General features: G+C 62.3%; 17 protein-coding genes. 10 read left to right on the plus strand and 7 right to left on the minus strand.

All coding sequences use genetic code 11. The annotated features are described in order from the left end of the window. Nucleotides 1–127 precede the first annotated feature (127 nt). From AC30D9_RS14635 to AC30D9_RS14660, 6 genes are all read right to left on the minus strand, one after another. Nucleotides 128–505: a gamma-butyrobetaine hydroxylase family protein gene (locus AC30D9_RS14635; protein ID WP_134922508.1), complete on the minus strand. Its 378-nt coding sequence runs from the start codon at nt 503–505 to the stop codon at nt 128–130. 196 nt (nt 506–701) lie between these two features. Next, the gene (hslU, locus tag AC30D9_RS14640; RefSeq protein WP_134922509.1) at nt 702–2,039 is read right to left on the minus strand and encodes an ATP-dependent protease ATPase subunit HslU; all 1,338 of its coding nucleotides are present in this window, start codon (nt 2,037–2,039) and stop codon (nt 702–704) included. A 50-nt stretch (nt 2,040–2,089) separates the two neighbouring features. Beyond that, on the minus strand, nt 2,090–2,620 hold the full coding sequence (gene hslV / locus AC30D9_RS14645) for an ATP-dependent protease subunit HslV (protein WP_003196958.1): 531 nt from the start codon (nt 2,618–2,620) through the stop codon (nt 2,090–2,092). 290 nt (nt 2,621–2,910) lie between these two features. Next, entirely contained in the window at nt 2,911–3,606 is a 696-nt protein-coding gene (locus AC30D9_RS14650; protein WP_490144276.1) for an SPOR domain-containing protein, read from the minus strand. 1 nt (nt 3,607) lies between these two features. Continuing rightward, nucleotides 3,608–5,344, minus strand: coding sequence for an arginine--tRNA ligase (gene argS, locus AC30D9_RS14655; protein ID WP_134922510.1), 1,737 nt, complete (start codon nt 5,342–5,344; stop codon nt 3,608–3,610). A gap of 210 nt (nt 5,345–5,554) precedes the next feature. After that, nucleotides 5,555–7,774, minus strand: a complete 2,220-nt coding sequence (locus AC30D9_RS14660) for a primosomal protein N' (RefSeq protein ID WP_490144277.1) — start codon at nt 7,772–7,774, stop codon at nt 5,555–5,557. A gap of 206 nt (nt 7,775–7,980) precedes the next feature. On the opposite strand from AC30D9_RS14660, the gene rpmE reads away from it, so the two are divergent. Both rpmE and AC30D9_RS14670 read left to right on the plus strand, forming a co-directional pair. Beyond that, nucleotides 7,981–8,205, plus strand: coding sequence for a 50S ribosomal protein L31 (gene rpmE, locus AC30D9_RS14665; protein WP_003196965.1), 225 nt, complete (start codon nt 7,981–7,983; stop codon nt 8,203–8,205). A gap of 303 nt (nt 8,206–8,508) precedes the next feature. Then, a complete protein-coding gene (locus AC30D9_RS14670; RefSeq protein ID WP_109752035.1) occupies nt 8,509–9,777 on the plus strand; it encodes a malic enzyme-like NAD(P)-binding protein in 1,269 nt (422 codons plus the stop codon). Nucleotides 9,778–10,075: 298 nt separating this feature from the next. Here AC30D9_RS14670 and AC30D9_RS14675 read toward each other — a convergent pair whose 3' ends face one another. Further along, nucleotides 10,076–12,520, minus strand: coding sequence for a penicillin-binding protein 1A (locus tag AC30D9_RS14675; RefSeq protein ID WP_307573783.1), 2,445 nt, complete (start codon nt 12,518–12,520; stop codon nt 10,076–10,078). Between the two features lie 208 nt (nt 12,521–12,728). On the opposite strand from AC30D9_RS14675, the gene AC30D9_RS14680 reads away from it, so the two are divergent. The 8 genes from AC30D9_RS14680 to AC30D9_RS14715 all read left to right on the plus strand — a co-directional run bounded on the left by AC30D9_RS14680 (nt 12,729) and on the right by AC30D9_RS14715 (nt 20,967). Next, complete coding sequence (locus tag AC30D9_RS14680; RefSeq protein ID WP_134922513.1) at nt 12,729–13,793, plus strand: pilus assembly protein PilM; 1,065 nt, start codon at nt 12,729–12,731, stop codon at nt 13,791–13,793. Then, nucleotides 13,793–14,359 carry a PilN domain-containing protein gene (locus tag AC30D9_RS14685; protein ID WP_307573637.1) on the plus strand — a complete coding sequence of 189 codons (567 nt, stop codon included), beginning with the start codon at nt 13,793–13,795 and terminating at the stop codon, nt 14,357–14,359. The genes AC30D9_RS14680 and AC30D9_RS14685 overlap by 1 nt, the downstream gene beginning before the upstream one ends. Beyond that, the gene (gene pilO / locus AC30D9_RS14690) at nt 14,356–14,979 is read left to right on the plus strand and encodes a type 4a pilus biogenesis protein PilO (RefSeq protein WP_109752039.1); all 624 of its coding nucleotides are present in this window, start codon (nt 14,356–14,358) and stop codon (nt 14,977–14,979) included. The genes AC30D9_RS14685 and pilO overlap by 4 nt, the downstream gene beginning before the upstream one ends. Further along, a complete protein-coding gene (locus AC30D9_RS14695; protein WP_109752040.1) occupies nt 14,976–15,503 on the plus strand; it encodes a pilus assembly protein PilP in 528 nt (175 codons plus the stop codon). The genes pilO and AC30D9_RS14695 overlap by 4 nt, the downstream gene beginning before the upstream one ends. Before the next feature lie 13 nt (nt 15,504–15,516). After that, a complete protein-coding gene (locus AC30D9_RS14700) occupies nt 15,517–17,604 on the plus strand; it encodes a type IV pilus secretin PilQ (RefSeq protein ID WP_490144278.1) in 2,088 nt (695 codons plus the stop codon). Nucleotides 17,605–17,608: 4 nt separating this feature from the next. After that, complete coding sequence (gene aroK / locus AC30D9_RS14705) at nt 17,609–18,127, plus strand: shikimate kinase AroK (protein ID WP_003196983.1); 519 nt, start codon at nt 17,609–17,611, stop codon at nt 18,125–18,127. Between the two features lie 148 nt (nt 18,128–18,275). Next, on the plus strand, nt 18,276–19,376 hold the full coding sequence (aroB, locus tag AC30D9_RS14710; RefSeq protein WP_134922517.1) for a 3-dehydroquinate synthase: 1,101 nt from the start codon (nt 18,276–18,278) through the stop codon (nt 19,374–19,376). 10 nt (nt 19,377–19,386) lie between these two features. Continuing rightward, complete coding sequence (locus AC30D9_RS14715; RefSeq protein ID WP_307573639.1) at nt 19,387–20,967, plus strand: AAA family ATPase; 1,581 nt, start codon at nt 19,387–19,389, stop codon at nt 20,965–20,967. Nucleotides 20,968–21,164: the final 197 nt, after the last annotated feature.

Raw genomic sequence — 21,164 nt, forward strand, 5'->3', positions numbered from 1 at the left:
TAACTTGCCAGCTCCATTGGTTACCCGAGTTTAATTTTTTTCGCAAGCAGGCCAGTCATTGACGTTGCTGCGCGGGCATTCAAGCAGATGAGTCTAGAAAAATCGCCCTAAAGCGCCAGCCCTTGAGCTAGAGCATCAGCTTGACGACGGACTCGTTCGGATCGCGGGTTTTCCCGGCGGCCTTGAGCTCGGCAAGATAATCGTTCCACAGGTCTTCCTGGCGCACCGCCAACTGATAGAGATAGTCCCAGGTGAACAGTCCGCTGTCGTGGCCGTCGTCGAAGGTCAGTTTCAGTGCGTACTGGCCGGCCGGTTCGACCTTGGTCAGGCCGACGTTGAGCTTGCCGTATTGCAGGATGGGTTTGCCATGGCCCTGGACCTCGGCGGAAGGCGAGTGCACCCGCAGGAATTCGGCGGGCAGGTGGTACTCCTCGTCTGGCGCGTATTTGAGCGTCAGGGTCTTGGAGGCTTTGTGCAGGTTGATGGCGGTGGGGAGTTTGGTCATGGCCTGTGATCTGTCTCTGAAGGACACCTTGATCTATAAAACGACACAGTCAATGTGGGAGCGGGCTGTGTGGGAGCAAGGCTTGCCCGCGATGAAAACGCCGGGGTCTCTTGAGGACCGCAGCGCCTGGATCGCGAGCAAGCTTTGCTCCCACACAGCCCGCTCCCACAGGTCTGCGTTCGCCTGTAATTGCTACTTACAGGATATACCGCGACAGGTCTTCGTTCTGCGCCAGTTCACCCAGGTGGCTGTTGACGTACTCGGCGTCGATCAGGATCGGCGCTTCGTTGTGGGCGCTGGCCAGGTCGCCGGCGCTGAACGAGACTTCCTCCAACAGGCGTTCGAGCAGCGTATGCAGGCGACGGGCACCGATGTTCTCGGTCTTTTCGTTGACCTGCCAGGCGATCTGCGCGAGGCGCTTGATGCCTTCCGGCGTGAACTCGATGCTCAGGCCTTCGGTCTTGAGCAACGCGCAATACTGTTCGGTTAGGGACGCGTGGGGCTCGCTCAGGATGCGTTCGAAGTCTTCCGGCGTCAGCGCCTTGAGTTCGACACGGATCGGCAGGCGACCCTGCAGCTCCGGCACCAGGTCGCTCGGCTTGCTCAGGTGGAACGCACCGGAAGCGATGAACAGGATGTGGTCGGTCTTGACCATGCCCAACTTGGTGTTGACCGTGCAGCCTTCGATCAGCGGCAGCAGGTCGCGTTGTACGCCCTCGCGGGACACATCGGCGCCGCCGACATTGCCGCGCTTGGCGACCTTGTCGATTTCGTCGATGAACACGATGCCGTGTTGCTCGACCGCTTCCAGCGCCTTGGCCTTCAACTCTTCTTCGTTGACCAGGCGGCTGGCTTCTTCATCGCGCACCAGTTTCAGCGCTTCCTTGACCTTGAGCTTGCGGCTCTTTTTCTTGCCCTTGCCCATGTTGGCGAACAGGCTCTGCAACTGGTTGGTCATTTCTTCCATGCCCGGTGGCGCGGAAATGTCGACGCCGGCCATTTCGGCGACTTCGATCTCGATTTCCTTGTCATCCAGTTGGCCTTCGCGCAGGCGCTTGCGGAACAGCTGGCGAGTGTTGGAATCCTGGGTCGCGGCGGAGTCGGCGTTGAAGCCCATGCGCGCCGGTGGCAACAGGGCGTCGAGGATGCGTTCTTCAGCGGCGTCTTCGGCACGGTGGCGAACCTTGGTGATTTCCTGTTCGCGCAGCAGCTTGATGGCGGCATCGGCCAAATCACGGATGATCGACTCGACGTCGCGACCCACATAGCCGACTTCGGTGAACTTGGTGGCCTCGACCTTGATGAACGGCGCGTTGGCGAGTTTGGCCAGGCGACGGGCGATTTCGGTTTTGCCGACACCGGTCGGGCCGATCATCAGGATGTTCTTGGGGGTCACCTCGACGCGCAGCTCTTCGGGCAGCTGCATCCGCCGCCAGCGGTTGCGCAGGGCAATGGCGACGGCGCGCTTGGCATCGTCCTGGCCGATGATATGGCGGTTGAGTTCGTGGACGATTTCGCGGGGAGTCATGGACATAATAATTGGCGGTCCTCAAGCAAGAATGAGCCGGTGCGCAAATGGCAGGCTTATTCGGCGAGGTCCTGCTCCTCAATGGTCTGGGTGTGATTGGTGAAGACGCAGATGTCGCCGGCGATGCCCAAGGCAGTCTCGACGATCTCACGGGCCGACAGGTCGGTTTTTTTCAGCAGCGCGCTGGCCGCGGCCTGGGCGTAGGCGCCGCCGGAACCCATGGCGATCAGGCCATCCTCCGGCTCCACGACGTCGCCGTTGCCGGTGATGATCAGCGAGGCGTCCTTGTTGGCGACCGCGAGCATGGCTTCGAGGCGGCTCAGGGAGCGGTCGGTGCGCCATTCCTTGGCCAGTTCCACGGCGGCACGAACCAGATGGCCCTGGTGTTTTTCCAGCTGGCCTTCGAAACGTTCGAACAGGGTGAACGCGTCGGCGGTGGCGCCGGCGAACCCGGCGATGACCTCGCCGTGATACAGGCGGCGGACTTTCTTCGCGTTGCCTTTCATCACGGTGTTGCCCAGTGAAACCTGGCCGTCGCCGCCCATGACGACTTTGCCATGACGGCGGACTGAAACGATGGTGGTCAAGGGAGAGTCTCCACGCAGCGGGGCGAAAATGCCCGGATGGAACTCATATGGGGGTGGCGCGGGGTTTTTCAACTGTGGGGGGCGGGAGGAGACGAGTGGTGCGCTGCGGTTGCTCCGCAATCCTGTGGCGAGGGGATTTATCCCCGCTGGGCTGCGAAGCAGCCCCTAAAGCTTGGGGTAATCAGCCTGACACACCGAAACGGCAGGCTTTTTCGGGGCCGCTTCACGCCCCAGCGGGGCGGTGCGACGTTTCGCTAAATCCCCTCGCCACAGGATCGCGGTCGCTTGGCTCAGCGGCTCTGGCGTTGTTGTAACAACAGGTTGCTGAAACCGCTGCCGGCCAGTTGTTTCTGGGCCTTGGTCAATTCTTCCCGGTTGCTGAATGGGCCGACCAATACCCGGTACCAGGTTTCGTCCTTCACGGTGCCGGACTCCACGGACACGGACTGACCCAGCAGAATGATCTGCGCCCGGACCTTGTCGGCGTCGGCCTCCTTGCGGAACGAGCCGGCCTGGAGGAAGAACTTGGTCACTGGCGCGGCTTTCTGTACCGGTGGGGCCGGTGGCGGCGTGATGCCGGCCAGGGCGGCCTGGGCGCGAGCGGTGTCGATTTTCGCCGCTTCGGCTGGGGTCACCGGCGTAGCAGGCACCTGCGGTGTCGGCAGGGTTTTCTCCGGCACGGCATCGGGCGGCACGATGACTTCCGATTCCGGCAGCAAGGTGTAGAAGTCGTATTTCGGTTTCACCGGTTGCGTCGGGCTCGGCGGGGTCTTGTTGGCCTCGGCGATGCGCGTGGCTTTCTGCTGCTCCTGCCGGACGCGCTTGACGTCATCGCCCTGGCCTGGCTCCAGCTTCATCAGAAACACAATGAAAGCGCCGACGGTCAGGCCGATGGCCATCCACAACCAGCCAGGAATCGGTTTCTTGGCTGGAGGCTGGTAACGACTGGCGCCGCGTTTGGGGGCAGGTTTTTTCTTGGCGGCCAACTTACATGCGCTCCAGGGTTTCCAGGCCCAGCAGCTCCAGGCCTTGCTTGAGCGTACGCCCGGTCAGCGCGGCGAGGCGCAGGCGGCTCTGCATTTGCTCTGGGGTTTGCGCATTGAGGATCGGGCAGTTCTCGTAGAAGCTGGAGAACAGGCCGGCCACATCGTACAGGTAGGCGCACAGGATGTGCGGTGTGCCCTTGTCGGCGACGTTGTTGAGCACCTCGCCGAACTGCGCCAGTTTCGCCGCCAGCTCCTGTTCCTGGGCGGCTTCAAGCACGATCTGGCCATCCACTTCACTGAAGCTTTTGCCGAGCTTGCGGAACACCCCGGCCACGCGGGTATAGGCGTACAGCAGGTACGGCGCGGTGTTGCCTTCGAAGTTGAGCATCAGGTCGAAGTTGAAGCTGTAGTCGCTGGTGCGGTGCTTGGACAGGTCGGCGTATTTCACCGCGTCGATGCCCACGACCTTGGCGATCTTGCGCAGTTCGTCTTCGGCCAGGTCCGGGTTCTTGCCCTTGACCAGGGTGTAGGCGCGCTCCTGAGCTTCGGTCAACAGGTCGATCAGTTTCACCGTGCCGCCATCACGGGTCTTGAACGGACGACCGTCGGCACCGTTCATGGTGCCGAAGCCCATGTGCTCCATTTCCATCGGACGGGTCACGAAACCGGCCTGGCGCGCGACTTCGAACACCTGCTGGAAGTGCAGGGCCTGACGCTGGTCGACGAAGTACAGCACTCGATCGGCCTTGAGCACGCCGTTGCGGTAGCGCACGGCCGCCAGGTCTGTGGTGGCGTAGAGATAGCCGCCGTCGGCCTTGACGATGATCACCGGCAGCGGCTCGCCGTCGGCGGTCTTGAACTGGTCGAGGAACACGCACTGGGCGCCGTTGCTTTCCACCAGCATGCCCTTGGCCCTGAGGTCGTTGACCACGTTGGCCAGGTCATCGTTGTAGGCGCTTTCGCCCATCACGTCGGCCATGGTCAATTTGACGTTCAGCAGCTCGTAGATTTTCTGGCAATGGGACAGGGAGATGTCCTTGAACTTGGTCCACAGCGCCAGGCACTCGGGGTCGCCGGCCTGCAGCTTGACCACCAGGCCACGGGCACGGTCGGCGAACTCGGGTGACTCGTCGAAGCGTTGCTTGGCGGCGCGGTAGAAGTTCTCCAGGTCCGACAGCTCATCGCTGGTGATGGGGTTTTCCTGCAAATAGGCCATCAACATGCCGAACTGGGTGCCCCAGTCGCCAACGTGGTTCTGGCGGATCACCGTGTCGCCAAGAAACTCCAGGACCCGGGCCACGCCGTCGCCGATGATGGTCGAGCGCAGGTGGCCGACGTGCATTTCCTTGGCCAGGTTAGGGGCCGAGAGGTCGACCACGGTGCGCTGCAACGGACCGGCCTTGCGCACGCCGATGCGTTCGTCGGCCAGGGCCGCGTCCAGGCGCGAGGCCAGGGCTTGGGTGTTCTGGAAAAAATTGATGAAGCCGGGGCCGGCAATGTCTGCCTTGCTGACGTTTTCGTCGGCCGGCAGCGCGGCGATGATTTTTTCCGCCAGGTCTCGCGGTTTCATGCCGGCCGGTTTGGCGAGCATCATCGCGATGTTGCTGGCGAAGTCGCCGTGGGTCTTGTCGCGGGTGTTTTCGACCTGAATCGCCGGCGACAGGCCTTCTGGCAGCACACCTTCAGTGACGAGTTGGGCGATGGCTTGCTGGATGAGCTGGCGAATGGTGTCTTTCATGGTCTTCTCTTTCAACCGCAGGCGCGGCGGCGCTTCGATGCGCTGGTGGAAAAACTGGGCATTATCCGTGGCGAAGACGGGCTTGCCAACTGTAGCGGGTCGGTTGGGGATGTGTGGTGATTATTCGGGCCTCATCGCGAGCAGGCTCGCTCCCACAGAAAATTGCATTCCTATGTGAGAGCGAGCCTGCTCGCGATGACGATGCCTGGGTCAATACAAATCCACCGGATCCACATCCAGCGACCAGCGCACCGCTCGCCCGCTGGGCATTTGTTCCAGCACCAGCAGCCAGGCGCTCAGCAGGCGATGCAGTGGCGCCCGGGCATTGGCTTGCAATAAAAGCTGCGCGCGATAGCGCCCGGCCCGCCGTTCCATCGGTGCCGGTACCGGGCCCAACAGTTCGATGCCGGTGAGGCTCTGCTCTGCCAGCAAGCGTTCTGCCTCGCTGCAGGCCTCGTCGAGGAATGCTTCGGCCTGCCCCGGCTTGTGGGCTTCGGCCCGCAGCAATGCCAGGTGGGCAAACGGCGGCAGGCCGGCGCTGCGCCGTTCGCTCAAGGCCTGTTCGGCGAAGGCGAAATAACCTTGTTCGGTCAGTTGGATCAACAGCGGGTGATCGGCCAGGTGGGTCTGGATAATCACTTTGCCCGGCTCCTCGGCCCGCCCGGCCCGCCCCGCAACCTGGACGATCAACTGCGCCATGCGCTCGCTGGCGCGGAAGTCACCGGAGAACAGGCCGCCATCGGCGTCGAGGATCGATACCAGCGTGACCCGGGGGAAGTGGTGCCCCTTGGCGAGCATCTGTGTGCCCACCAGGATGCACGGCTGGCCCTTCTGGATGGTGGCGAACAACTGGTTCATCGCGTCTTTGCGCGAGGTGCTGTCGCGATCCACCCGCAGTACCGGGTAATCGGGAAACAGGATGCCCAGCCGTTCTTCGGCGCGTTCGGTGCCGGCGCCGACCGGGCGCAAATCCACTTTGCCGCACTGTGGGCAGTGCCTTGGCACGCGCTCGACGTGGCCGCAATGGTGGCAACGCAGTTCGCCGTGGCGCTGATGCACGGTCATCCGCGCGTCGCAGCGTTCGCAACCGGACATCCAGCCACAGTCGTGGCACAACAGGGTCGGGGCAAAACCACGGCGATTGAGAAACACCAGGACCTGCTGCCCGGCGGCCAGGGTCTGGCCGATGGCTTGCTGCATCGGCCCGGAAATACCGCTGTCCAGCGGACGGCTTTTCACATCCAGGCGCAGGAACCGAGGTTGCTTGGCGCCGCCGGCCCGTTCGTTCAGGCGCAGCAGGCCGTAGCGGCCGCTATAGGCGTTGTGCAGGCTTTCCAGGGACGGCGTCGCCGAGCCGAGGACAATGGGGATGTTTTCCTGGCGCGCGCGCACCAGCGCCAGATCGCGGGCGTGGTAGCGCAGGCCTTCCTGCTGTTTATAGGAGCCGTCGTGTTCTTCGTCGATGATGATCAGGCCGGGATTCTTCATCGGCGTGAACAGTGCCGAACGGGTGCCGATGATGATGTCGGCCTCGCCATCGCGGGCGGCGAGCCAGGCCTCCAGGCGTTCGCGGTCGTTGACCGCCGAGTGCACCAGGGCGATCCGGGCGTTGAAGCGTTGTTCGAAGCGCGCCAGGGTTTGCGGGCCGAGGTTGATTTCCGGAATCAGCACCAGGGCCTGTTTGCCGGCTTCCAAAGTCTGGCGGATCAGCTGTAGATAAACTTCGGTCTTGCCGCTGCCGGTGACGCCCGCCAGCAGAAAGGCGTGATAACTGTCGAAGCCTGCCCGGATCGCTTCGCAAGCAGCCCGTTGTTCGGCGTTGAGCGGCAGTTCCGGCTGGGCCAACCAATGTTCGTGGCGGGCGCCGGGGGCGTGCCTGCGGATCTCCACCTGGACCAGGTCCTTGGCCAGCAGCAGATCGAGGCTGTCCTTGCTGAGCATCAGCTTGCTCAGCAATTGATGGGCGACACCGTGGGGGTGCTGGGCCAGGGTCGCCAGGGCTTCGCGCTGGCGCGGGGCACGGGCGATGCGCGGATCGTCCAGCGAGGCTCCCGGGGCCACCGACCAGAACCGCTCCTGGCGCGCCTCGGCCAGTTCGCCCTGGCGCAGCAGCACCGGCAGCGCCCAGCTCAAGGTATCGCCGAGGCTGTGCTGGTAATACTGGGAGGTCCACAGGCACAGCTTGAACAGCGACGCCGGCAAGGGGGGCGTGGCATCGAGCAGAGCCAGGGCCGGTTTGAGCTTGTCGGCCGGCACTTCGCTGTGATCGGTGACCTCCACCAGGATCCCGATCATCTCCCGGCGACCGAACGGCACCCGCAGGCGCATGCCCGGGTGCAACTGGGCGCGCAGGACTCCGGCCGGGGCGCGGTAGTCGAACAGGCGGCGCAGGGGCGAAGGCAAGGCGAGGCGCAGGATGGCGTCGGGCACGCGGGAGGGTCTCGATATACAGACGAATTCAGAAGGCTTGGCACAACCCTGTGGAAGAGCTTGCGCATGAGGCAGGGAGCCTAGCAGACGGTTGGTACAAGTCATAGCTTGCGTGATTGATGTTGTCTGGTAGAATCCGCGGCCTAATTACGTGCGGTATTCAACAATAGTGTTGGGTGGCGGCACGCTAGCCTGAGGAAAACAGCATGAAAACCGATATCCATCCGGAATACCCAGTAATTGCCGTGACTTGCAGCTGCGGCAACAAGTTCGAAACTCGTTCGACCTACGGCAAAGCCCTGGCGATCGACGTTTGCAACGAATGCCACCCGTTCTACACCGGTAAGCAAAAGACTCTGGATACCGGCGGCCGCGTTCAGAAGTTCGCCGATCGTTTCGGTGCTTTCGGCAAAGTTACTCCAAAAGCCTGAGGCTGATCATTCTGGAAGGTCGTTTCGACCCTTCCAGATTGATAAAGAAGGCGTCCCTTGTGGGCGCCTTTTTTGTGCCTGCGATAAAGCAAGGTATCGGGCTGCGCGAGAGGGCTTGATTAAAAATTGTAGACATTTCTCTGTCTGATTGTATGCATGTAGCCCTTGTGTTTCGTGGCTCTTGGCCCAAAGTCGTAGGGCAGGGCGCTTGACAGTAGTGACTGGTCAGTCTTGTGGGGATTTTACGAGGCGCGTATCCTCGGCGGTCCGTCTGTCCAACACAGTAAAAAGCGGAATGCCCACATGTCTGATCTGAAAACTGCCGCTCTCGAATATCACGCTAATCCTCGTCCAGGGAAGCTGAGTGTCGAGCTCACCAAGGCCACCGCTACTGCTCGCGACTTGTCGCTGGCCTACAGCCCCGGCGTAGCCGAACCAGTACGCGAAATCGCTCGCGACCCTGAACTGGCCTACAAATACACCGGTAAAGGCAACCTGGTTGCAGTCATTTCCGATGGCACCGCGATTCTCGGCCTGGGTAACCTCGGCCCATTGGCCTCCAAGCCGGTTATGGAAGGCAAGGGTGTGCTGTTCAAGCGCTTCGCCGGTATCGACGTATTCGACATCGAAGTCGACTCCGAGAGCCCACAAGCCTTCATCGACACCGTCAAGCGTATCTCCATCACCTTCGGCGGTATCAACCTGGAAGACATCAAGGCACCTGAGTGCTTCGAGATCGAGCGCGCCCTGATCGAACAGTGCGACATCCCGGTATTCCACGATGACCAGCACGGCACCGCCATCGTCACCGCGGCCGGCATGATCAACGCCCTGGAAATCGCTGGCAAAACCCTGCCGGAAGCCAAGATCGTCTGCCTGGGCGCCGGCGCCGCGGCCATCTCCTGCATGAAGTTGCTGGTGAGCATGGGCGCCAAGATCGAAAACATCTTCATGGTCGACCGTACCGGCGTGATCCACTCCGGCCGTGACGACCTGAACCAGTACAAGGCTGTGTTCGCTCACGCGACCGACAAGCGCTCCCTGGCGGACGCGCTGGACGGTGCCGACGTATTCGTCGGTCTGTCGGGTCCGAACCTGCTGAGCCCGGAAAACCTGCTGCGCATGGCGCCGAACCCGATCGTGTTCGCCTGCTCGAACCCGGATCCGGAAATCTCCCCGGAGCTGGCTCACGCTACCCGCAGCGACGTGATCATGGCCACCGGCCGTTCGGACTACCCGAACCAGGTCAACAACGTACTGGGCTTCCCGTTCATCTTCCGCGGTGCCCTGGACGTTCGCGCCAAGCGCATCAACGAAGAAATGAAAGTCGCGGCCGCCAACGCCCTGCGCGAACTGGCCAAGCTGCCGGTACCCCAGGAAGTGTGCGACGCCTACGGCGGCATCAAGCTGGAATTCGGTCGTGAGTACATCATTCCGAAGCCAATGGACGCCCGCCTGATCACCCTGATCTCCGACGCCGTGGCCAAGGCCGCCATCGAGACTGGCGTGGCCACCCTGCCGTATCCGAAGAACTACCCGCTCAAGAGCGTGGATGATGTGTTCAACGGCTAAGCCGTTGTAGCGCTTCAACGAAAACCCCGGCTCTGGTGAGTCGGGGTTTTTTATTGCCTGCGGGGTTGTGGGTGGCCAGAAATCTTTCCAGAAGCCAGAAACCCGTGGCGAGGGGATTTATCCCCGCTCGGCTGCGCAGCAGTCGTAATCCGGCTGTCGCGGTTCATCTATTGTTCCGTGCTGCCTGGTTTTTGGGCCGCTGCGCAGCCCTGCGGGAATAAATCCCCTCGCCACGAGATAGCCTGCAAAAAAAAGCCCCGCACTTCTTCCGAAGGCGGGGCTTTTGGGTGGGGCTGGGTCAGAACAGATCGATCGGCGCCGCTTCGTCCGCCGGCAACGGGCTGCCCGGCGCAACGCCGTTGCCCAGCTCGTTGACCGACGGTGGCGTGTCTTCGCTCTTGAACAGTTCGAAGTACGCGCCCGGGGTACCTGGCGTGGCTGCACGGCCACTGACCGGGTCGACCCGCAGGCTGAGGATACCTTCCGGTTCCGGCTGGGTGTGAGGCGGTTTGTCCTTGAGGGCGGCGCCCATGTAGCTCATCCAGATCGGCAGCGCCACGGTGCCACCGAACTCACGGCGACCCAGGCTTTCGGGCTGGTCGAAACCGGTCCAGACGGTGGTCACGTAATCGGCGTTGTAGCCGGAGAACCAGGCGTCCTTGGATTCGTTGGTGGTACCGGTCTTGCCCGCCAGGTCGGTGCGGCCCAGGGCCAGGGCACGGCGGCCGGTACCGAGCTTGATCACGTCCTGGAGCATGCTGTTGAGAATGTAGGTGGTGCGGCCATCGACAATGCGTTCCGCGACGGCGGGGGCTTGCGGCAGGCCTGGCGCTGTCGTGGCTTCGCCCGGCGTCGCATTGACCGTGAACGTCTCGGTGGACGGCGCGGCGAGGCCATCGCTGGCCTGCTCGCCCGTGGGCACGCGTGGCGGGTTGGCAACGAACAGCGTCTCGCCGTTGCGGCTTTCGATCTTGTCGATGATGTACGGGGTGATCTTGTACCCGCCGTTGGCGAACGTACTCCAGCCCGTGGCGATTTCCATTGGCGTCAGGGTCGCGGTGCCCAGCGCCAGGGATAGATTACGCGGCAAGTCCTGCTTGTTGAAGCCGAACTTGCTGATGTAGTCGATGGTGCGGTCCACGCCCAGTGCCTGCAGCAGGCGGATCGATACCAGGTTGCGGGATTTGTACAGCGCCTCACGCAGGCGAATCGGGCCGAGGAATGTATTGGTGTCGTTCTTCGGTCGCCAGACCTTGTCCAGGTACTCATCGACGAACACGATCGGCGCATCGTTCACCAGGCTGGCGGCGGTGTAGCCATTATCCAGGGCGGCGCTGTAGATGAACGGCTTGAAGCTCGAGCCCGGCTGGCGCTTGGCCTGCAACGCCCGGTTGTAGTTGCTCTGCTCGAAGGCAAAACCGCCCACCAGCGAACGGATGGCGCCGTCCTGTGGGTCGAGGGACACCAGCGCACCCTGGGCGGCCGGGATCTGGCTGAACTTGAGGGTATTGTCCGCCTGGCGCTGGACGCGAATCAGGTCGCCGACCTGGGCCACGTCGGATGGCTGCCGTGGGTTGGCGCCCATGCTGTTGGTATTGAGGAACGGACGGGCCCATTTCATGGTGTCCCAGGCCACATGTTCTTCCAGTTCGCCGTTGCGGGTCAGCACCTTGATGCCGTCCTTGTCCACCGAGGTGACGATCGCCGGCTCCAGGCTGCTGATGGTGCGTTGCTTGGTCAGCTCCAGGGCCCAGGCTTCCTTGGTCTTGCCCGGCAGGCGCGATTCAGGGCCACGGTAGCCGTGGCGCTGGTCGTAGGTCATCAAGCCCTCGTGCAGGGCGGTGTTGGCCATTTCCTGCAAGTTGCTCGGTACCGTGGTGGTCACGCGGAAACCTTCGGTGTAAGCGTCGCTGCCATAGCGCCCGACCATCTCGGCACGGGCCATCTCGGCGATATACGGGGCGTTCACTTCCGGGGTCGGTACGTGATAGCTGGCGTTCAGCGGTTCATTGATCGCGGCCGTGTAGTCGGCCTCGCTGATCTTGCCGAGCTTGTACATGCGCCCCAGGATCCAGTCGCGACGCTCCTTGCTGCGTGCCGGGTTGGCCAGAGGGTTGAAGCGTGACGGTGCCTTGGGCAGGCCGGCGATCATCGCCATCTGCGCCAGGCTCACATCGCGGATCGACTTGCCGTAGTACACCTGTGCCGCCGCCTCGATGCCGTAGGCGCGGTTGCCCAGGTAGATCTTGTTCACATACAGCTCGAGGATTTCATCCTTGGTCAGCTGCCGCTCGATTTGCAGGGCCAGGAGGATCTCGGTGGTCTTGCGCGAGAAGCTGCGCTCGCTGGTCAGGAAGAAGTTCTTGGCCACCTGCATGGTGATGGTGCTGCCGCCGGACTGGATGTGCCCGCTCTTGACCAACTGGCTGGCGGCGCGCATCAGGCTGCCTGGATCGACGCCATAGTGATTGGCGAAGTTATCGTCTTCAGCACTTAGTAACGCATTGATGAAATTGGGGGGAATGTCGGCGAAACGGATCGGCGTGCGGCGCATTTCGCCAAATTCGGCGATCAACTTGTTGTCGCTGCTGTACACCCGCAGAGGAATCTGCAACTGAATACTTCTCAGCGCCTCCACGGACGGCAATCCCGGACTAAGGTAAAGGAAGGCACCGCTCAGGCCCAAGAGCAGTCCGCAGAAAACAGCGACGATGGACCATCCGAAAAATTTCAGCAGACGAATCAAGGCTTTTGGATATCCAGGCAAAGAATGAAAAAGGCGCCAGGTGCAGGGATGGACCCCGTGCTTGCAACAAAGCGAAAAAAACGCTGGGCATTATAAGCATTTTTTTTCGTCGCGAATGCCATCCGGACGTCCGTCGGGCCGGAGTGATTGAACGCAATGCATATTAGAGAGTCCGTAACTCACGGATAGTCATAGGGAATTGGTAGTGCTACGACTCTTCAATAAAAAAGCCCATGCGCTTCTGGGGATCGACATCAGTTCGACGTCGGTGAAGCTGCTCGAGCTGAGCCGCCAGGGCGAGCGATACCGCGTCGAGTCCTATGCGGTCGAACCGTTGCCGGCCAACGCCGTGGTCGAGAAGAACATCGCCGATCTCGAAGGGGTGGGCCAGGCATTGTCGCGGCTGTTGGCCAAGGCCAAGACGCCCGTGCGTAGCGTGGCGGTGGCCGTTGCGGGGTCGGCGGTGATCACCAAGACCATCGAGATGGACGCCGGGTTGTCCGACGATGACATGGAAAACCAGCTCAAGATCGAGGCCGATCAATACATTCCCTATCCGCTGGATGAGGTGGCCATCGATTTTGAAGTGGTGGGCGTTTCGCCGCGCAGTGCCGAGCGCGTCGAAGTGCTGCTGGCGGCCTGCCGCAAGGAAAACGTCGAGGTCCGCGAGGCTGCGTTGGCACTCGCCGGGCTGACGGCCCGGGTGGTCGATGTGGAGGCTTATGCGCTGGAGCGCGCTTTCGGCCTGCTTGCCACGCAACTGGCCGCCTCCCAGGAGCGGCTGACCGTGGCGGTTATCGACATCGGCGCCACCATGACCACCCTCAGCGTGCTGCACAACGGGCGCATCATCTATACCCGCGAACAATTGTTCGGCGGCCGCCAGTTGACCGAGGAGATTCAGCGTCGCTATGGCTTGACCCCCGAGCAGGCCGGCTTGGCAAAGAAGCAGGGAGGGCTGCCGGACGACTACCTGAGCGAAGTGTTGCAGCCCTTTCGCGAGGCCCTGGTCCAGCAGGTTTCACGATCCCTGCAGTTCTTCTTCGCCTCGGGCCAGTACAGTGCGGTCGACCATATCCTGCTGGCCGGAGGCACGGCTTCGGTCGCCGGCCTGGATCGGCTGATCGAGCAGCGCCTGGGTACACCGACCCAAGTGGCCAACCCGTTTACCAACATGGCCCTGGGCAGCAAGGTCAATGCCGGGGCGCTGGCCAGTGATGCGCCGGCGCTGATGATTGCCTGCGGGCTGGCCCTCAGGAGCTTCGACTGATGGCGCGGATCAACCTGCTTCCCTGGCGCGAAGAGCTGCGCGAAGAACGGCGCAAACGCTTTTTGCTGGCCTTGGTGGGCGCGCTGGTCGGTGCGGTCGGCGTCGTCCTGGTCGCGGTCCGATACATCGACAGCGCCATCGACCACCAGGTCGCTCGCAATAACCATCTCTCGGAACAGATCGCCGTACTGGACGAGCGCATCAAGCAGATCAGCGAATTGAAGGCTCGTCGCCAGCAATTGCTGGAGCGTATGCGCATCATCCAGGACTTGCAGGGAAACCGGCCGGTCAGCGGGCGCATCTTCGACCAGTTGGCGAGGACCTTGCCGGACGGGGTTTATTTCACCGAAGTGAAGATGGAAGACCACACGCTCTCGATCAAGGGGGCCGCGGAATCGAACAACCGGGTCTCGGACCTGATGCGCAACCTGGACTCGTCGGACCTGTTCGATACGCCCAACCTGACGGAGGTCAAGGCCACCACCGCCGGGCAACTCGACCAGGCCAACGTTTTCCAGCTGACGGTTCGCCAGACCCGCCCGGCCGATGCGGAGGGCGCCCAATGAAACCAGGGGAGTGGTTCGACGCGCTACGCAAGATCGACCTCAGTGACCTGGACACCAACAACATCGGTTCCTGGCCGGCGCCCATCAAATGGCTGGCCGGCGTCCTGCTGGTGGTCCTGGTGCTGGGGCTGGGCTATAACTTTGCCTTGAGTGACCTGGAAAACCAGTTGCAGCAGGTGCGCGAGGAAGAAAACACCCTCAAGGCGCAATTCGCGGGCAAGGCTCACATGGCCGCGAACCTGGAGCGCTACACCGAGCAGATGAAGCAGATGGAAACGTCTTTTGGTGTGCTGTTGCGGCAATTGCCCAGCGATACCGAAGTGCCGGGCCTGCTGGAGGACATCACTCGCACCGGCCTGGGCAGCGGCCTGGAATTCGAGGAAATCAAGCTGCTGCCGGAGGTCACCCAGCCGTTCTACATCGAGTTGCCGATCCAGATCACCGTGACCGGCGGCTACCACGACCTGGCGACGTTCGTCAGTGGGGTGGCCGGGTTGCCCCGGATCGTCACGCTGCACGATTTCGAAATCGCTCCGATGGAGCCCGAGGCGGGCACGAAGTTGCGCATGAGCATCCAGGCCAAGACCTACCGGTACAACGAGCAGGAGGCGCAACCATGAGGCCGGTGTGTCGCATCTGCCTGCTGGCGGGCCTGGTCGCACTGGCGGGCTGCAACAACGACAACGGTTTCAGCGACCTGGACGCCTACATGAACGAAGTGCGCCTGCGCCCGCCTGGCAAGATCGAGCCGACACCCACGTTCAGGCCCTACGAAACCTTTACCTACAGCGCCGCCAACCTGCGCAGTCCGTTTTCCCGACAGGTCCGCGTGGACCAGGCCGACCGGCAGCGGGGCTCGCGCAACGTCCGGCCCGACCCCAACCGGGTCAAGCAGTACCTGGAGGGCTTCAACATCGAGCAGTTCGAAATGGTCGGTACGATCTCCAACGTCAGTGGCTCCTTCGCGCTCCTGCGTGGCGCGGGCGGGGTGCATCGGCTCAAGGTCGGTGACTATCTGGGTCGCAACGACGGGCGGATCGTCGCCATCAGTGCCACCCAGGTCGATGTGGTCGAAATCGTTCCCGATGGCGAGGGTGCCTGGCTGGAGCGACCACGGACCATTCCTTTGAAAGAGCATTCATAGTGGAACTCGAACAATGAACAGGTTTTTTTCAGCCCTCGGTATTTCGCTATGGATAGCGCTGTTGTCGCCGATGGTTCATGGGGCCAGTCTGAAGACGCTGGATGTGGCGGCGTTGCCGGGGGACCGTGTCGAGTTGAAGCTCACCTTCGATGGACCGCCGCCGACTCCTCGGGGCTACACCACCGAACAACCGGCCCGGATTGCCCTGGACCTGCCCGGGGTGACCAATCAACTGGCCAGCAGGAACCACGACCTGGGCGGGGGCAATGCACGCAGCGCCACCGTGGTCGAGGCCGGGGATCGCACCCGGTTGATCATCGGCCTTACCCAACTGGCGCCGTATGACACCCGGGTTGAAGGTAACAACCTGTTCGTGGTGGTCGGCAAGGGGGCCGCTCCGAAGAGCACTGCCCCGAAGAACACCGCCCAGGCCCCGCGCCCGGCGGTTGCCAGCGCCGTGCCTGCGAGGGCCAGTGCGCCGGTGGGCAAGGCGATCCGTGGGGTGGACTTCCAGCGCGGGACCCAGGGCGAAGGCAACGTGGTGATCGACCTGTCTGATCCGTCCATCGCCCCGGACATCCAGGAGCGCGAAGGCAAGATCATCCTCAATTTCGCCAGAACCCAATTGCCCGAGCCATTGCGGGTGCGCCTGGACGTCAAGGACTTCGCCACCCCGGTGCAGTTCGTCAATGCCAGCGCCGGCAGCGACCGGGCGATCATCAGCATCGAGCCCAGCGGCACCTTCGACTACTCGACCTATCAGACCGACAACAAGCTCACCGTCAGCGTCCGGCCCATGACCGTCGACGACCTGCAAAAACGCAACGCCGACCGCGCGGCCTACAGTGGCGAGAAGCTCTCGCTCAACTTCCAGGACATCGAGGTACGCTCGGTCCTGCAATTGATCGCCGATTTCACCAACCTGAACCTGGTGGCCAGCGACACGGTGCAGGGCGGCATCACCCTGCGCTTGCAGAACGTGCCTTGGGACCAGGCGCTGGATCTGGTGCTCAAGACCAAGGGGCTGGACAAGCGCAAGGTCGGCAACGTGCTGCTAGTGGCTCCGGCCGATGAAATTGCGGCCCGCGAGCGCCAGGAGCTGGAGTCGCAGAAGCAGATTGCCGACCTGGCACCACTGCGGCGTGAGCTGTTGCAGGTCAACTACGCCAAGGCGGCGGACATCGCCAAGCTGTTCCAGTCAGTGACCAGTGCCGAGGCTAAGGCCGACGAGCGCGGCACGATCACGGTGGATGAGCGAACCAACAACATCATCGCCTACCAGACCCAGGACCGCCTCGACGAACTGCGCAGGATCGTGGCGCAACTGGATATTCCGGTGCGCCAGGTGATGATCGAGGCGCGGATCGTCGAGGCCAACGTCGATTACGACAAAAGCCTGGGTGTGCGTTGGGGCGGTTCGATCCAGAACAAGGGCAACTGGAATTCCTCCGGGGTCACCACCGGCGACTCCACCACCATTGGCACGCCGGGCAGTACCAGCACCAACCAGCCGTTTGTCGATCTGGGCGCGTCGGGCAATACCTCCGGAATCGGCATTGCGTTCATCACCGACAACGTGCTGCTGGATCTGGAGCTGACGGCCATGGAGAAGACCGGCAACGGTGAAATCGTCTCCCAGCCCAAGGTGGTGACCTCCGACAAGGAGACGGCAAAAATCCTCAAGGGCACGGAAATCCCTTATCAGGAAGCCAGTTCCAGCGGTGCCACGTCGGTGTCGTTCAAGGAGGCTTCGCTGTCGCTGGAGGTGACTCCGCAGATCACCCCGGACAATCGCATCATCATGGAGGTCAAGGTCACCAAGGATGAGCCGGACTACTTGAACAAGGTGCAGGATGTACCGCCAATCAAGAAAAACGAGGTCAACGCCAAGGTCTTGGTCAATGACGGCGAGACCATTGTGATTGGCGGGGTTTTCTCAAATACTCAGAGCAAGGTTGTAGATAAGGTGCCATTTCTTGGCGATGTGCCGTATCTTGGCCGCCTTTTCCGGCGTGATGTGGTCTCGGAGAAAAAATCCGAGCTGCTGGTGTTCCTCACTCCGCGTATCATGAACAACCAGGCGATTGCTGTGAGTCGTTGATTCTGTGCGAAATTTGATTCTTGTTGGGCCGATGGGCGCTGGAAAAAGCACCATCGGCCGTTTGCTGGCCAAAGAGCTGCGCCTGCCATTCAAAGATTCCGACAAGGAAATTGAATTGCGCACGGGCGCTAATATCCCATGGATTTTCGACAAGGAAGGCGAACCGGGCTTTCGTGACCGTGAGCAGGCGATGATCGCCGAGCTGTGCGCGTTCGATGGCGTGGTGCTGGCCACCGGCGGCGGCGCGGTCATGCGCGAAGCCAATCGTCGGGCGCTGCACGCCGGCGGACGAGTGGTCTACCTGCATGCCTCCGTCGAACAGCAGGTCGGCCGCACCGCTCGGGATCGCAACCGTCCGCTGTTGCGTACCGCCGACCCGGCCAAGACCCTGCGGGACCTGCTGGAGCTGCGTGACCCGTTGTATCGGGAGATCGCCGACCTGGTGGTGGAAACCGACGAGCGGCCACCGCGGATGGTGGTGCTCGACATCCTTGATCGCCTTCAGCAACTGCCTCCCCGTTAATGCGCTTGGCGAAATGCGCTATCCTCGACGTCCCGTCGTGGCCCGGCTGGGGCGTGGCGGATGGCCATTAACTGGCGTCAGAACAAGCACCGTGGACTTTCGTTAATTGCAGGCAGGACGCCTGATTCCATCTTCACTGTGGGGACACATGCAGACACTTAAGGTCGACCTGGGCGAGCGCAGCTACCCGATTCATATTGGCGAAGGCTTGCTGGACCAGCCCGAACTGCTGGCGCCGCATATCGCCGGGCGGCAAGTGGCGATCATTTCCAATGAAACCGTCGCGCCCCTGTATCTGGAACGTCTGACCCGCAGCCTGTCGGCCTTCTCGGTCATTTCAGTGGTGTTGCCCGACGGTGAAGCCTTCAAGAACTGGGAAACCCTGCAACTTATCTTCGACGGCCTGCTGAGTGCGCGGCACGATCGGCGCACCACGGTGATTGCCCTCGGTGGCGGCGTGATCGGCGACATGGCCGGTTTTGCCGCCGCCTGCTATCAGCGTGGCGTCGATTTCATCCAGATCCCCACCACGCTGCTGTCCCAGGTCGATTCGTCGGTGGGCGGCAAGACCGGGATCAATCATCCGCTGGGCAAGAACATGGTGGGAGCTTTCTATCAGCCCAACGTGGTGCTGATCGATACCGCCACCCTCAACACCTTGCCTGCCCGCGAATTGTCCGCGGGGCTGGCGGAAGTCATCAAGTACGGGCTGATCTGCGACGAGCCGTTCCTGGGCTGGCTCGAAGAGAACGTCGACCGTCTGCGTGCGCTGGATCAGGCGGCCCTGACCTACGCCATCGAGCGCTCGTGCGCCGCCAAGGCCGCCGTGGTGGGTGCCGATGAGCGGGAGTCGGGAGTGCGGGCCACGCTCAACCTGGGCCACACTTTTGGCCATGCCATCGAAACCCACATGGGCTATGGTGTCTGGCTGCATGGCGAGGCGGTTGCGGCCGGCACGGTCATGGCCCTGGAGATGTCTGCGCGCCTGGGCTGGATCAGCGAGCAGGAGCGTGATCGCGGCATTCGTCTGTTCCAGCGCGCCGGGCTGCCGGTGGTTCCACCCGAGGAAATGACTGAGGCGGATTTCCTTGAACACATGGCAATCGACAAAAAAGTGATCGACGGTCGTCTGCGTCTGGTGCTGCTGCGCCACATGGGCGAAGCGGTGGTGACCGACGATTATCCGAAAGAAGTTCTACAGGCCACGCTGGGAGCGGACTACCGCGCCCTGGCTCAGCTTAAAGGTTAATAAGATTCCGATGACTAGTTTGCATGCCGACGAGGCTTTCCTCGGCCATTTCCAATTGAGTCATGACCCTTTCGCTCCACGGGTCCCGGGCTTCAAGTTCTTCCCCGCCCAGCGCAAGCCGGTGCTGGGCCAGTTGCATCACCTGGCGCGCTACAGCCAGTTGCTGTTGGTGGTCACAGGTCCCCAGGGCAGTGGCAAGACCTTGCTGCGCCAGGCCCTGGTGGCCAGTACCAACAAGCAGTCGGTGCAAAGCCTGGTGGTCTCCGCCCGTGGCGCCGGCGATGCCGCCGGTGTGTTGCGCCAGGTGGCCCAGGCGCTGAATGTCGCCCAGGCCGAAATCGGGGCGATTCTCGATCAGATCGTGCAGTTGGCGCTGACCGGGCAGGAAGTCTATCTGCTGGTGGACGACGCCGAGCAGCTCGACGAGTCGGCCCTGGAAGCGCTGCTGGCCCTGGCTGCCGGTGCGCCGGAAGGTCGTCCTCATGTGTTCCTGTTCGGCGAGTCGTCGCTGATCGCTGATCTGGATCAACTGAGCCTTGAGGAAGAGCGCTTCCACGTTATCGAGTTGGCGCCCTACACCGAGGAAGAGACGCGTGAATACCTGGCCCAGCGTCTTGAGGGGGCGGGCCGGGGTATCGAACTTTTTACCGCCGATCAGATCTCTGAGATTCACGAAAGCGCAGGCGGTTGGCCTGGCAACATCAACCAGGTCGCCCGCGATGCTCTGATCGAAGTCATGATTGCCAGCCGCTCAGCGGTGAAGCGTCCAAGTATGGGGTTCAACATGCCGAAGAAACACGTATTGGCAATTTCCGCCGTCGTCGTGGTCGCGGTTGCCGCGGCCTGGCTGATGCCGGGTCGCAACAAGGCACCGACCACGGGCACACCTGCCAACGAACAGGCGCAACTGCCCCTCGGTCAGGGCACGCCACAACCCAACGGTGGTGCTCCGGCCGTGGAGTTCGCCGGTAACACCCAGCCGATGCCGCTGCCGTTGGTCGGCCAGTCGCAGCCGGTCATGCGTGGCCCGCTGGCCGAAGCGGCCGGTGGCATCACCGAAGGCGACGACGGCGCGGCGCCACCGATCGACGACAGCAGCGACGTGCCGCCGACCGTGACTACCACCGCACCACCAGCGGGCGTGCCGGCCGGTCCTGCGCCGACGCCAACGCCTGCTCCGGCCGCCAAGCCGACCCCGGCTCCGACCCAACTGGCCACCGCCAAGCCTGTACCGGTTCCAACGCCTGCGGCCAAGCCAGCAGCACCAGCGGCCAAGCCTGCTGCTACCCCGGCCAAGGCTGCGGGCGGTAACTGGTACGCCGGCCAGGCACCGGGTAACTACGTGGTGCAGATCCTCGGCACCAGCTCCGAAGCCACGGCGCAGAACTTCGTCAAGGAGCAGGGTGGCGAGTACCGCTATTTCAAGAAAGTGCTCAACGGCAAGCCGCTGTATGTCATCACCTACGGCAGCTTTGCCAGTCGTGATGCAGCCGTTTCCGCCATCAAGGCCTTGCCAGCGAAGGTTCAGGCTGGTAAACCTTGGCCTCGCACTGTCGCCAGCGTCCAACAGGAACTGGCAGCAACTCGCTGAAGATTCGGCGGCCTTACCCAGGCCGCCTCTCCCGGCAACCTCAAAATTTCCGCAAGGGCGGGCGACCTTTCAGGCCGCGCGCCTTGTGGTGTCTGCGTCACAGTAGCGTTTGAGTCGTAGCGGTCGAACCCAAAAAAGTTTTGACTAGCACAGCATATAGCTTTAAACCTTTCACAAATGCGACATGGATTTGCGAC

This window comes from Pseudomonas sp. DF11, assembly GCF_058148565.1.

What these genes read in the sequence shown, in the direction of transcription:
- aroB (WP_134922517.1), top strand. Translation starts at nt 18,276, where the DNA reads ATGCAGACACTTAAGGTCGACCTGGGCGAGCGCAGCTACCCGATTCAT.
- argS (WP_134922510.1), bottom strand. Translation starts at nt 5,344, where the DNA reads ATGAAAGACACCATTCGCCAGCTCATCCAGCAAGCCATCGCCCAACTC.
- AC30D9_RS14635 (WP_134922508.1), bottom strand. Translation starts at nt 505, where the DNA reads ATGACCAAACTCCCCACCGCCATCAACCTGCACAAAGCCTCCAAGACC.
- AC30D9_RS14700 (WP_490144278.1), top strand. Translation starts at nt 15,517, where the DNA reads ATGAACAGGTTTTTTTCAGCCCTCGGTATTTCGCTATGGATAGCGCTG.
- pilO (WP_109752039.1), top strand. Translation starts at nt 14,356, where the DNA reads ATGAAACCAGGGGAGTGGTTCGACGCGCTACGCAAGATCGACCTCAGT.
- AC30D9_RS14670 (WP_109752035.1), top strand. Translation starts at nt 8,509, where the DNA reads ATGTCTGATCTGAAAACTGCCGCTCTCGAATATCACGCTAATCCTCGT.
- AC30D9_RS14695 (WP_109752040.1), top strand. Translation starts at nt 14,976, where the DNA reads ATGAGGCCGGTGTGTCGCATCTGCCTGCTGGCGGGCCTGGTCGCACTG.
- rpmE (WP_003196965.1), top strand. Translation starts at nt 7,981, where the DNA reads ATGAAAACCGATATCCATCCGGAATACCCAGTAATTGCCGTGACTTGC.
- AC30D9_RS14715 (WP_307573639.1), top strand. Translation starts at nt 19,387, where the DNA reads ATGACTAGTTTGCATGCCGACGAGGCTTTCCTCGGCCATTTCCAATTG.
- AC30D9_RS14685 (WP_307573637.1), top strand. Translation starts at nt 13,793, where the DNA reads ATGGCGCGGATCAACCTGCTTCCCTGGCGCGAAGAGCTGCGCGAAGAA.
- hslU (WP_134922509.1), bottom strand. Translation starts at nt 2,039, where the DNA reads ATGTCCATGACTCCCCGCGAAATCGTCCACGAACTCAACCGCCATATC.